Annotated in this window: 12 protein-coding genes; 8 read left to right on the forward strand and 4 right to left on the reverse strand. The window is 70.5% G+C overall.

All coding sequences use genetic code 11. The annotated features are described in order from the left end of the window. The first annotated feature begins 150 nt into the window (after positions 1-150). Entirely contained in the window at positions 151-702 is a 552-nt protein-coding gene (locus K8640_RS39100) for a hypothetical protein (protein ID WP_223751740.1), read from the forward strand. Between the two features lie 173 nt (positions 703-875). Then, positions 876-1388 carry a hypothetical protein gene (locus tag K8640_RS39105; protein WP_223751741.1) on the forward strand — a complete coding sequence of 171 codons (513 nt, stop codon included), beginning with the start codon at positions 876-878 and terminating at the stop codon, positions 1386-1388. A 9-nt stretch (positions 1389-1397) separates the two neighbouring features. Here K8640_RS39105 and K8640_RS39110 read toward each other — a convergent pair whose 3' ends face one another. Then, positions 1398-2930, reverse strand: coding sequence for a sensor histidine kinase (locus K8640_RS39110; RefSeq protein ID WP_223751742.1), 1533 nt, complete (start codon positions 2928-2930; stop codon positions 1398-1400). 407 nt (positions 2931-3337) lie between these two features. Beyond that, on the reverse strand, positions 3338-4294 hold the full coding sequence (locus K8640_RS39115; protein ID WP_223751743.1) for an ADP-ribosylglycohydrolase family protein: 957 nt from the start codon (positions 4292-4294) through the stop codon (positions 3338-3340). Between the two features lie 270 nt (positions 4295-4564). On the opposite strand from K8640_RS39115, the gene K8640_RS39120 reads away from it, so the two are divergent. The 3 genes from K8640_RS39120 (at position 4565) to K8640_RS39130 (ending at position 7467) form a co-directional block, all read left to right on the forward strand. Further along, positions 4565-5773 (forward strand): OmpA family protein, encoded by a 1209-nt coding sequence (locus K8640_RS39120; protein WP_223751744.1) that lies wholly within the window; start codon positions 4565-4567, stop codon positions 5771-5773. 406 nt (positions 5774-6179) lie between these two features. Continuing rightward, the gene (locus K8640_RS39125) at positions 6180-6800 is read left to right on the forward strand and encodes a TIGR02265 family protein (RefSeq protein WP_046713278.1); all 621 of its coding nucleotides are present in this window, start codon (positions 6180-6182) and stop codon (positions 6798-6800) included. Between the two features lie 31 nt (positions 6801-6831). Beyond that, a complete protein-coding gene (locus K8640_RS39130) occupies positions 6832-7467 on the forward strand; it encodes a TIGR02265 family protein (RefSeq protein WP_223751745.1) in 636 nt (211 codons plus the stop codon). A 22-nt stretch (positions 7468-7489) separates the two neighbouring features. On the opposite strand, the gene K8640_RS39135 is transcribed toward K8640_RS39130, so the two are convergent. Then, on the reverse strand, positions 7490-8605 hold the full coding sequence (locus tag K8640_RS39135; RefSeq protein ID WP_223751746.1) for a triacylglycerol lipase: 1116 nt from the start codon (positions 8603-8605) through the stop codon (positions 7490-7492). Between the two features lie 318 nt (positions 8606-8923). Then, positions 8924-9787 carry a bifunctional methylenetetrahydrofolate dehydrogenase/methenyltetrahydrofolate cyclohydrolase FolD gene (folD, locus tag K8640_RS39140; RefSeq protein ID WP_223751747.1) on the reverse strand — a complete coding sequence of 288 codons (864 nt, stop codon included), beginning with the start codon at positions 9785-9787 and terminating at the stop codon, positions 8924-8926. A gap of 55 nt (positions 9788-9842) precedes the next feature. Between folD and K8640_RS39145 the strand changes: the two genes are divergently transcribed. The 3 genes from K8640_RS39145 to K8640_RS39155 are packed head-to-tail and all read left to right on the forward strand — an operon-like array spanning position 9843 to position 12488. Then, entirely contained in the window at positions 9843-10664 is an 822-nt protein-coding gene (locus K8640_RS39145) for a molecular chaperone DjiA (RefSeq protein WP_223751748.1), read from the forward strand. A 47-nt stretch (positions 10665-10711) separates the two neighbouring features. Beyond that, positions 10712-11446, forward strand: a complete 735-nt coding sequence (locus tag K8640_RS39150) for a Smr/MutS family protein (protein WP_223751749.1) — start codon at positions 10712-10714, stop codon at positions 11444-11446. Between the two features lie 46 nt (positions 11447-11492). After that, the gene (locus K8640_RS39155) at positions 11493-12488 is read left to right on the forward strand and encodes a hypothetical protein (protein ID WP_046713272.1); all 996 of its coding nucleotides are present in this window, start codon (positions 11493-11495) and stop codon (positions 12486-12488) included. Positions 12489-12497 lie beyond the last annotated feature (9 nt).

Consider the following 12497-nt stretch of genomic DNA (forward strand, 5'->3'; position numbering starts at 1 on the left):
GAGCCGACAGTCATCCGGCACCCGTGGTCCGGGTGATGGGGACCGGGTGGGGCAGCACTCATTCGGAGCCCCGATGACCGGCCCATCCAGCGTGTCGGCCCGGGGTGCTGGACCGGATGCACCGTCCAGCCCAGTCCTCACGGAGCCGTCATGTCGCCGCGTCACCTGCTGTCCATCCTTCCCTCGCTGCTCGCCGCCGTCCTGCTGCACGCCGCCCCCGCCTCCGCCCAGGTCCAGCTCACGGACATCACCTGCAAGGGGACCGTGAAGCAGACGTGGACGCCGGGGTTGAAGGTGCTGCCCGCGGACGTGCGCTACACGAACGACACGGACTTCACCGAGTGCACGTCGGCGTCCACCGGCATCACCTCCGGGAGGATCCGCGTCGACGAGACGTTCAACAACAGCTGCCTGGCCAATATCGAGCGGGTCGAGGCGGTCATCGAGTGGAGCGACGGGAGCGAGTCCACCGTCTCGCTACTGGGCATCGGCGTGAACGTCGTGGGCAACCTGCAGATCTTCACCTCGCTCGGCCGGGTGACGTCGGGTCAGTTCGAGGGCGGCCTGGTGTCCCTCACCAACGCGTTCGCCGCCCGGGACTTCCTGGCATGTCTGACGCCCATGGGCCTGCGGGCGCTGCAGGGCAGGGCGGCCCTCATCATCAACACGCCGTCACTGCCGCTGCCGCTGCCCCAGCCGTGACGCGGCGGACCGCGCACCTTCCGCGCGGCCGATTCCCGACAGGCGCATGGGACCGAAAGGCGGACTGGTGACGCTCCCGGAGGGGCACCACTCATCCGGCGTCCCCGCACCGCCACTGGCGAGCGAGGCACGGACGGCTCACCCCGAGCCGTCCGTTTCCACGGAGCCGACCCATGCCCTCGAAACTCCTCCCCGTCCTCCTGGCCCCGCTCGTCCTCTTCACCCCACCCGCCCGGGCGCAGGTGGGCATGACGGACCTGACGTGCACCGGCGCCGCCTATCAGGCGTGGGACCCGGGCCTGCGGCTGTCGAACCGGGACGTCATCTACTCGAACGAGACGACCTACGAGCGCTGCTCCTCGAGTGATCCGCTCGTCACCTCGGGCAGGCTGGTGGCGCTGGCCCGGCACACCACCAGCTGCGCGTCCAACCTGGGCCCCCTCCAGGCCACCGTGACGTGGGACGACGGCTCCATGTCCACCCTCTCCGTCCAGGGCGCGGGCATCCACAACATCGACGGGACGCGCGCCTACGTGTCCATCGGCATGGTGACGGAGGGCCGCTTCCAGGGCGACGCGGTGGTGATGACCCACGCGCTCTCCACCATGGACCTGGCGCCATGCCTGTACTCGGGCCTCCACTCGTTGTCGGGCCCGACGACGCTGCGCCTCACCCGGCTGTTCTGAGCCGGGCCGTCACGACGGACAGGCGACACCGCTCGCAGCCTGCGTCCCGGGCAGGCTGACCGTGAAGACGCTGCCCTCCCCCTCGCGGCTCTCCACCCGGAGCGTGCCGCCGTGCTGCCGGAGGGTGGAGGACACCACCGTCAGGCCCAGGCCGGTGCCGTGCTCCTTGGTGGTGAAGAGCGGCTCGAAGATGCGCTCCAGCACGCTCGCCGGAATCCCATCCCCATTGTCGGCCACGCGGATGTGGAAGGCGCGCCCGGTGGCCATCTCCGCGGAGACCTCCACCCTGCCCTCGCGGCCTCGCGGCATGGCCTCCACCGCGTTCTGCACCAGGTTGATGAGCACCTTGCGCAAGAGCTCGCGGTCCACCCAGGGCGGCTCCAGGCCCACGGACACGTGGTTGACCACGTGCACGGCCTCGCGCGCGGGCACCAGGTCGATGACCTCCTCCACCAGCCCATGCAGCGAGCACGGCTGGAGCACCAGCGGCCTGTCACGCACCAGCTCCAGCATCTCCGACGTGAGGCTGGCGCAGACGGACAGCTCCCGCTCGATGATGCCCAGGAAGCGCTGGATCCGCTCGTCTTCCTGCGCGCCACTCACGCTGCGCAGCCGCCGCACCACCGCCGCGTTCGCCGTGCGCGCCGCGGCCAGGGGGTTTCGCAGCTCGTGGCTCACCGTCGCGGTGAGCTGCCCCACCGTCGCGAGCTTCTCCATCCGGGCCACCCGCTCCCGCGAGTCGCGCAGCTCCCGGCCACTGTTCTCCACCAGGCGCACGCGCTCCTGCCGCTCGCGCTCACACGCCCGCTCCAGCAACACCTGCCGCTCCGCGACGCGCGTCATCTCGCGCACCGCGCCCTGACACGCGAGCACCAGCACCGCATCCACCAGCCCCACCCAGAACGTCAGCTCCAGCGCGCCCCACGTCGGCCCGCCCGCGAACGCGGCCCCAGGCTCCGGCCAGCCGATGCTGCGCGCCACGTGCACCACCACCGCCGTCACCCCCGCCGTCACCAGCACGCGGGTGTCCCGGTAGAAGCTCAGGAGCGCCAGCGAGCCGAAGACATGGAAGTACGTCTCCAGCCTCCCACCCGACAGGTGCACGAGCAGCACGGACCACAGCACCTGCGACACCGCCATCACCTGCCGCGTCACCACCGCGCCCGGCCGCAGGAACGCCAGCGTCACCGGGATGATGGACAGGGGCCCGCCCAACAACACCGCCCCCCAGAAGGGCTGGGGCGACAGGTGCGGCTCCGGCCCCCAGGAGGGCATGGACGTCACCCACGCGAGGCCGAGCGCGAAGAGCCACTGGCCCACCATCAGCCCCAGGCACAGCCGGTCCGCGCGGGCCCGCACCGCGGCCAGGTACTCCGCCACCACCGCTCGCACACGCGCCGCCATCGCCCCATCGGACGACAGCGAGGCCAGCCGCCCGGACTCCGTCGTCGGCACGGTGGGACTCGAGCGGGACTCCCGCTTGCCCGCATGAGCCGACGTCGCCCGGCCCACGAGCGATTCCACTTCAAGATTGGTCGCCATCCTCAGGCTCACCCCGGCCGTACTGGCCCCTCAGGATCCGCGCCATCTTAACGCGACGCACCTATCCAGCAATACAGTTATTTCCACTTAGACCGGTTGTGGTGCCGACGACATCTTCGTCGCGCTCCAGGACCAGCCGACACCCTGGCTGCAATGACAGGCATTGTACCCAGGTACAATTCCAAAGCCAGACGTCCACACATCCCCACAATCCCGTTTTGAATCGAGTTGCAGGAAATCACCCGGGTCATATCATCCGCGCGTGGTGCTGGCGTAAGGACCCGGCTCGAAGCCTGTCGGAGTCAGCAGGGCGATTCCAACCCGGGCCCGAGGTCCCGCCGACGGCTGGCGTTGGTTCAGGGCTCCGCTCCGCCCCCGGGGGGGTGGGCGGAGTGGAGCCCGTGGTTTCACTGCGCCGAGGGGCTCGCGTGGTGCGCCAGCAGCTTGCGCAGCAGCGGCGCCACCAGCTCGGTGCCCCGCATGGCCGAGCGCCAGCGCGAAGGAATCGCCCGCACGCCCCCGAGCACGCCCGCGATTCCGCCGGCCACCGCGGCCGTGGTGTCGGTGTCGTGGCCCAGGCGGATGGCGCCGCGGACCACGCCTTCAAAGTCACCGCCCGTGGCCACGCAGTCGCGCGCCGAGCGCAGGCAGTCCACCACGTAGCCGGTGCCGTGGCCCGGCGTGTCCTCGGCGCCGAGCGGGAGGATGGCGCCGTCCAGCTCCTCGCGGGCCTCGCTGCCCGGTGGGTACAGCGCGCGCATGCCCGACACGGCCTCGTCCCAGGGACGCGCGGCGCCCTCCAGCGCGCGGCGGGCCCAAAGACAGTACAGGGCGCAACACACGCGAGCGCGTACGTGGCCATGTGTCACCAGGGACTGGTGCATCGCGTCCGAGGCGAGCTGGGCGTCACTGCCCCGGTGCCACAGGGCCAGCGGCAGCACGCGCATCAAGGAGCCGTTGCCGTTGTCCTGGACGCCCGAGGGGCCGGCGCTCGTGGCGGGGGCGCCGGCGCGAAACATCGCCAGGGCCCGGTCCGTCTGGATGCCCACGTCGAAGACCTGCCCGTCCACGGCCAGGTAGCCCCACTCGCGCCAGTTCACCAGCCGCCGGCCCAGGTCGTCCAGGTCCAGGTGGCCCTTGAAGAGCAACGAGTCCAGCAGGCACAGCGCATGGGCGCCGTCGTCCGACCACGTCCCCGCCGGCACGCCCGGGTGCGCGCGGTGGAAGCCCGCGGGCGGCTCCAGCTCGATGTCGCGCGCCGGGGGAATCGCCTCCGGGGCGTGGAACTCATAGGGCACCCCCAGGGCATCTCCCACGAGCAACCCCCAGAGCCCGCCCTCCAGCCGCTCCTCACGCGATGGCACGCTCGTCCTCCCTCGAACCGACAGGAGGCGACGCTCCCGCCGAGCCCTCCCGGCGTCAAGCCCCGCCAGCGGCCTGGCTGGACGCATGCGGCCGGACGGGCGGAGGCCTCCGCGCCCGAGCGCGACATCGGGGCGATGTGCCCTGGCGACGCGCTCCGCACCTTCGTTCCCTGAAGAGTCGTTCGCACCGGAGCCCGGAGCTCCATGCCGTCCGAGAGCGACTCCCCGCACCGGGGCGACTGGTGCCGAACGAAGCGGAGGAGAAATCACATGTTCAACCTCATCGACATGGTGCGTGAGCGTTTCACGGGCAACGTGATGCAGAAGATGGGGTCCTCGCTGGGTGAGGACCCGATGTCGCTGGGCCGGGCCCTGCCGGGCGCCATCGCCGCGATTGGCGGGAGCGTGGCGGAGCGGGGCTCCACCGAGGGTGGCGCGCAGCGGCTCTTGTCCCAGCTCAACGAAGGCGGCTTCACGGGGCCCAACGCGGGCAACGAGGACATCTTCGCGCCGGACATGGCTGAGCGCGGACAGGGCATGCTCAGCGGGCTGTTCGGCGACAAGCTGGGCGCCGTCTCCAGCGCGCTGGGCCGCACGGGCGGCTTCAGCAACAGCAGGTCCGCCACGGGGATGATGGCCATGGTGGCGCCCATGGTGATGGGGGTCATCGGCAAGCACGTGCGCGACAACCGCATGGGCGCCTCCGGCCTGTCGCAGCTGTTGGGCGGCCAGCGATCCCTGCTCGCGGCGGCGATGCCCGCGGGCCTGGGCAGCATCCTGGGCATGGGCGGCGCGGGGCCCCGCGTCGTCGAGGAGGTCCAGGAGGCGCGCTCCATCCCCACGGTGGAGACGGTGCGCCGGCAGCAGCCCATCGAGCGGATGCCCGTGCACCATGACGAGCCCAAGAAGCGCAACCTGGGCTGGGTCATCCCGGTGGCGCTGCTCGCGCTCCTGGCCGGGTGGTTCCTCACCCGCTCGCGGCGCGACGAGCCCCGCCGGCAGCAGGCCAGCGTCACCCAGCCGGCGCCGCGCCAGCAGACGGACACCGGCGTGGGCGGCGCGGGCACCGCGGGCATGAGCACGCCCACCATCGCCCGGGACGCGCAGACGATGCGCCAGGCCATCGAGGGGGGCGCGAAGAGCTTCGTGCTCGCCGGCGTGGGCTTCGAGGAGGGCTCCGCGCGCCTGACGCCGCAGAGCGACGCGAGCGTGGGGCAGCTGGCCTCCGTGCTGCGCGAGAAGCCCAACGCGCGCGTGCGCATCGAGGGGCACACCGACTCCACCGGCGACGCGAACGTGAACCGGCAGCTGGCCCAGCAGCGCGCGGAGGCGGTGCGCTCGGCGCTCGTCGCGGACGGCATCTCCGCCAACCGCGTGGACGTGGCCGCCGTGGGCTCCGGGCAGCCGGTGGCGTCCAACGACACGGCGCAGGGGCGCGACATGAACCGCCGCATCGAGGTCCAGGTACTGAGCCGCTGAAGCGCCCTCCCCTCCCTGGGCATCCAGGCCCCTCGCGCGAGCCCTCGCGCGGGGGGCTTGTCGCATCGCGGCGTCCGCCCTGGATGCCTTTTCCATGCGACACGTCCCGTCAGGCCCCGTTTCCTCCAGGCGTGGTCCTCGAGGAACGACCAGAAAACGCCAGAACGCCCCCGGCCCGCAGCGCGGGCTGTGCATTGGCCGTCACCTCGCGCCAAGGCCGTCTGCACGCGTCGCGCCCTGGCCCTCCGTCTGGAGGCGCCCTCAACTGTCCCCACAAGGACAGCGCACACCGACTCGCGTCGCAGCCAGGCGGGCTTTCCAGGCTACGCGGTTTGCCTCACTTTCAAGGGGAGGCAGCCCGGGCGCGAAGTGGCGCGGGTCGCGAGTTCCATGACGGGGGGAGTCCATGACTGTGATTGCGTTCCGGAGCCGGGAGAGGGAGGTCCTGGACCCTGGCTGTGAGCTGGAGCGCCGGCTGGGGCTGGCCGCGAGCGAGGACCGCGCGCGCGGCATGTTCTTCCTGGGCGTGCTGGACGTGGTGCGGCGCGAGGCGGGTGAGACGCAGGCGGCGCGATGTCTGGCGGCGTCCGGGGAGCGGCGCTTCGTGCCGTTCTTCCTCTACCCCGTCAGCGCGTTCCTGCGGATGTCCTTCGCGGCGGCGGAGATCCTGGCGCCAAGGTTGGGAGGCTTCGAGACGGCGATGCGCATCATCGGCGCGCAGGCCACCCATGACTTCCTGGACTCGGTGGTGGGGCGCAGCTTCCTGATGCTGGCGGCGGGAGATCCGCGTCGGCTCGTGAACAACCTGCCGTCGGGCTACCGCACGGCCGTCACGTACGGCGAGCGCCATGTCACGTGGAAGGGCCACCAGGAGGGCTGCATCAACGTGTTCAGGGACTTCATGCCGCACACCTACCACGAGGGGGTGTTGCTGGCGGTGTTGCAGGCGGTGGGCACGCGGGTGGCGCGGGTGCGTGGACGACCGCTGAGCCTCCTGGATTGCGAGTACGTCGTGTCCTGGGCGTAGGAAGCGACGCAATCTCATCCGGGACATGGACGTGAGCACGCAATCGGAAGAGGCGGCGCAGGCGGGCTCCGAGCCCGGCAGGGTGGTGGATCCGCTCACGCAGCTCGCGCGGAGGCTGGCCTCGGCCACCGCCCAGGACAAGACGCGGGGCATGTTCTTCCTGGGCACGCTGGACGTGGTGCGCGCCATCGCCGGCGAGGCGACGCGGGAGCGCTGCGCGCGGGCCTCGAAGGAGCGCAGGTTCGTCCCGTTCTTCCTCTACCCCGTCAATGACTTCCTGCGGCTGACGTACTGCGCGGCGGGGTTGCTCGCGCCCCGGCTGGGGGGCTTCGACGCGGCGATGAAGACCCTGGGCGAGAAGGCCACGAAGGACTTCCTGGAGTCCGCGGTGGGCCGCACGCTCTTGAGCGTGGCCAATGGCTCACCGCGGAGGCTGGTGGACAACATGCCGTGGGGTTACGCGGCGTCCGTCAGCTACGGGAAGCGGACCGTGTCATGGAGCAGCGAGCGCGAGGGCTGCCTGCACGTGCGTGGGGACTTCATGCCGCCGCCGTATCACCACGGCGTGCTGAGGGCGGCGCTCGAGGCCCTCGGCGCGCGACACGTGCGCATCGAGGGCCGCGAGCTGGAGCTGCTCGACTGTGATTACTCGTTGTCCTGGGAGTGAGGCGCCACGCGCACGGCGGCGGTCACTCGTTCTGGCTGATGTACTGGATGATGGCCGCGTAGAACGAGCGCTCGCTGAAGAGGTCCGGCCCGAAGCCCACGACATCCAGGTGGTCCTGGTCGATGACGCTGGACAGGGACGTCATCTGCGCGGGGCCCGGCGCGTTCAGGTCCGTGACGGGGCCGAGGGACGCATCCACGGTGACGGCGCCCAGGCCCAGCAGGTTCTCGGTGTAGCGCAGGCGCGGGCCCATCTGCTGCGAGTTGATGCCGACGACACCGTCGTCATCGCGCTCGTCGCGGATGCCGTCGCCCTGCCCCGCGGCGCCGTCATTGTCGCAGTCATCCACGCAGTACCCATCCCCGTCGATGTCATAGACGGTCTTCTGGACGAGCAGGAAGACGGGGCTGACGTCCAACCCCGCCTGCGCGGTCATCAACGACGCGTAGTGGGACGCATAGCGCGGGTCCATGGGGTGGTTCTGGTTGAACGCCTTCGCGCCGGTGATGACGCCGTCATTGGCGTCGTAGTCGTCGTAGACGAGCTGCTTGAGGGCCGCGAAGCCGTCATTGCCCGCCTCGTAGATGATGTTCCCGTAGACCGCCGCCAGGAGGTTGGCCAGCTCCGTCACGGTGGGGTTCAGGTCCAGCACGAACTTCGCCACGGGCGAGCCCCGATGCGGCGAGGAGACGCTCACCAGGACATCCACCACGGGCCGTCCCCGCCGCTCGGCGAGCACCCGCGCCGCCTTGCGCGCGTCGATTCCGCCCTGCGAGTGACCGATGAGGTTCACCCGCGCCGCGCCTGTCGTCGCCAGCACGCCCTCGATGTCGGACGCCAGGTCCAGCCCCCGGACATCCGAGTTGTGGAAGGCCAGGACCTGCGCGGCGAAGGCCTTCTGTCCGGGATTCAGGAAGGGATTGCAGGCCAGCTCCAGCAGCTCGTCACAGGCGTCTCCCACGAAGCTGCCCAGCTCGTCCCCGAAGTAGTCGAGCACCAGCAGCTTGTCGAACCCGGCAAGGCCATGCGCGAAGACCACCGGATGTTGCGTGCGCTGCGCGCGCTGGGCCCACGCCGTCTGCGGCCCCACGATGAACCAGACACAGGCCAGCAGGCCCACGCTTCGAATGACACTCATGTCGCGACTCCATGCCCGCGGCACTCGCCGGGCGCAACGCCATGCGGGCATCCCCCTTTCCCGCACGGCTCGTGTCCGGCCCGATGAAATCAGGCAGGGGCCCGCCGACGGTCAAGGTGCGGCGCGAGACGACGGGCCCAAGGTGGCCCGGGCGGAGGACTCGCCGGTGAGCGTCTGTCTTTCTTACGAGGCAACCGACGACGGCGCGGACACGGGCGCCAGCGACGTCCTGAAACACACACACACCCGCCAGGATGACTCACGGAGGCGTTCACTCCGTGAGTCTGTCAATGGGAGGAAAGGACAACCACCGTCGGTTCAAGCCGCCGAAGGGGCCCCGCCACGCACCGCGGCCTCGAGCGTGTTGCGGATGAGCATGGCGATGGTCATGGGCCCGACGCCCCCGGGCACGGGGGTGATGAACGACGCGCGCTCGGCGGCGGCCTGGAACTCCACGTCCCCCACCAGCTTGCCGTCCTCCTCCTTGCGGTTCATCCCCACGTCGATGACGACGGCGCCGGGCTTGATCCACGCCCCCTTCACCAGCTCCCGCACGCCCGCGGCCACCACGAGGATGTCCGCGCGGGACACCTCGGAGGGCAGGTCGCTCTTGCTGTGGCATAGGGTGACGGTGGCGTTGCGCTGCAGGAGCATCAGCGCCATGGGCTTGCCCACGATGTTGCTGCGCCCCACCACCACCGCGCGCTTGCCGGAGGGCTCGCAGCCGATCTCCTCCAACAGGCGCATCACCCCCAGCGGCGTGCACGCGCGCGTCGCGGGACGGCCCAGCACCAGGTTGCCCGCGTTGAGGGGGTGGAAGCCGTCCACGTCCTTCTCCGGCCGCACCGCGGAGATGATGACGTCCGGGTCGATGTGCCGGGGCAGGGGCAGCTGCACCAGGACGCCGTGCACGGCGGGGTCCTCGTTGAGGCGACGCACCAGCGCGAGCAGCTCGTCCTGGGAGACGGTGGAGTCGCGGTGGTGCTCCCAGGAGCGGAAGCCCACCTCCTCGGCCGCCCTCTTCTTGCCGGTGACGTACGTCCTGGACGCGGGGTCCTCCCCTACCCGCACCACCGCGAGCCCGGGGACCATGCCCTGCTCCGCCTTGAGGCGGTCCACCTCCGCCTTCACCTCCGCCCGGACGCGCGCCGCCACTGCCTTGCCATCGATCAACTGGGCCATAGGTCACCCCACTCTATGAGAGACTCCCCCGCGAGCAGGGAGGTAAACGGCGGCCATGGGCTCAGGAAAAGTGCTGGGGGCGATGATAGGTCTCATGGTCGGGCTGCTCATCGGCAGCCCCTGGGCCATCATCCTGCTCGGAGTCGTCGGCGGCGTCGTCGGCCACCGCTTCGACGAGATGAACGCCCTGCCCGCCGAGTCCCCCGACGCGCTCGCGGACTTCCCTCCCCTGGCCCACCCGGGCTTCAGCACCCCCAACGCGCCACTCGACGCGCGCTCCGTGGAAGAGGAGGCCGACGCCCACCTCACCCGCAGCCTGTGCGCGCTCTTCGTCGAGGTGGCCCGCGCCGACGGGGAGGTGCGCCGCGAGGAGGTGAAGGAGATCCGCCGCTACTTCGAGGAGGTCCTCAAGTACGGCCCGGACTCGCTCGACTTCGTGCGCGGCCGCCTCAAGGACTTCATCGCCGTGCCGCCCGACCTGGAGGACGCCGCGGCCGCCTGCCAGGAGGCCCTGCCGTCACTCGAGCGGCGGCGCCTGCTGGACGCGCTGTACGAGCTGTCGCTGGTGGACGGGGCGCTGCAGCGCTCCGAGCGCGAGGTGCTCGCCCGCGTGGGCGACGCGCTGGGCCTGTCCGCCGACGAGCAGCGCGCCATCGCCGCGCTGCACCTGGGGGACGCCTCGGCCCACTACGAGGCGCTCGGGCTGTCCTCCGGCGCCACGGACTCCGAGGTGAAGAGCGCCTTCCGCCGGCTCGCGGCCGAGCTGCACCCGGACAAGCATGCCCACCTGAAGGGCGAGGACGCCGACGAGGTGGCCCGCCGCTTCCAGGAGGTCCGCGACGCCTACGAGGAAATCCGACGCCTGCGCGGCCTGTAGCCCTGGGTTACAACCCGCGCGAGCGACTCGAAGAGAAAGCCCCCCCCATGAGCCAGCACCGCAAGCCGCCCCCGCCCAAGAAGAAGGAAGAGGCCTTCCACAACAACCCCTTCAAGAGCGCCATCAAGGGCATCCAGGAGCAGGAGAAGAAGGAGAAGGAGGCCCAGGCCCGCGCGGCGGAGGAGGCTCGCAAGCAGAAGGCGCCCCCGCCCGCCGCCCCCGCGCGCAAGAGCCAAGCCGCGCACGAGAGCCCCGAGGACGAGGCGTCCCTCTTCTTCTCCGCCATGGACGGCGTGGCGCAGATCACCCACCGCGGCGAGCCCCCCAAGTCCAACCCCCGCCTGCCGGAGCTGGTGGACGAGAACGCGGAGGCGCTCGCGGAGCTGAGCGAGCTGGTCGCCGGCGGCCCGGGCGAGTTCGACATCGCCGAGGTGGGCGAGCACATCGAGGGCCTGGGGCCCGGCGTCGACCGCAACCTGCTGCGCTCGCTCCGGCGCGGGGACTTCTCCATCCAGGGGCAGCTGGACTTGCACGGCATGACGCAGCTGGAGGCCCGCGCCGCGCTGGAGCGTTTCCTGTCCGACAGCCGCCGCGCCCGCCGCCGCTGCGTGCTGGTGGTCCACGGCCGCGGTTTGCACTCCAAGCAACAGCTGCCGGTGTTGAAGGAGCTGCTCAAGGCGTGGCTCGCGCAGAAGCGCATCAACGCGGCGGTGCTGGCGTTCTGCACCGCACGTCCGCAAGACGGTGGGACGGGGGCGCTGTACCTGCTGCTGCGCAGGTGACGGCCGTATCCTTTACGCGCGCCCGGCACTGTGCATACATGCCGCCATGGCACGCGAACTGATCGACCTGCACATCCACGTGGGCGGCTCGGTGGCCCCCCACATCCTCTGGTCCATCGCCCATCAGCAAGGCTTCAAGCTCCCCGTCAAGACGTACTTCGACTTCGTGGAGCTCATCACCTCCCGTCCGGGCAAGGTGGGCAGCCTGGATGACTACCTGAAGATCCTCCACACCTGGACGGAGAAGATCCAGTCGTCGCCGAGCGCGATCGAACGCTCCGTCTACGAGATCATCGGCAAGGAGTACCGCGGCAGCCGGGTGACGCAGATCGAGCTGCGCTTCAACCCGATGAAGCGCAACCTGCACTCGGAGCTGGACCTGGACCACATCATCCACGCCGCGCTTCGCGGCATGGACCGGGCGGTGCTCGAGTACGGCGTGAAGGTGGGCTTCATCTTCTGCCTGGCGCGCGAGTTCGACCACCGGCTCAACAGCATCCTCGTGGACAAGGCCATCAAGTACCGCACGCGCGGCGTGTACGGCATCGACCTGGCCGGCACGGAGACGAACGCGATGGAGCTCAAGCCGGAGGTGGTGGCCCAGTACGAGGACCTCTTCGGCCGGGCGCGCAAGGCGGGCCTGAAGTGCACGGTGCACACGGGTGAGACGAAGGGCACGGGCGCCGAGGGCGTCATGTCCGTGGTGGACAAGCTCAAGCCGCACCGCATCGGCCATGGCATCCGCGCGGCCTATGACGAGAACGCGATGAAGGTGCTGCGCGAGCAGGACATCGTCCTGGAGCTGTGCCCCACCTCCAACCTGCACACCAAGGCGGTGGAGGGCATCGAGGAGCTGCGCCACATCGTCCGGACGTTCTGGGACCGCAAGGTGAAGTTCACCATCAACACCGACGGCCCCTACCTGCTCGAGACGGACATGCGCCGGGAGATCGAGCTCATCGAGAGCCACGGCATCCTCACGCCGGAGCAGGTGGACCAGACGCTGGCGTGGGCGCGCCAGGCGTCGTTCATCCCGGGCTGAGCAGCGAGC

The sequence above is a fragment of the Myxococcus sp. XM-1-1-1 genome (genome assembly GCF_020037095.1).
GTDB classification, from domain to species: domain Bacteria; phylum Myxococcota; class Myxococcia; order Myxococcales; family Myxococcaceae; genus Myxococcus; species Myxococcus fulvus.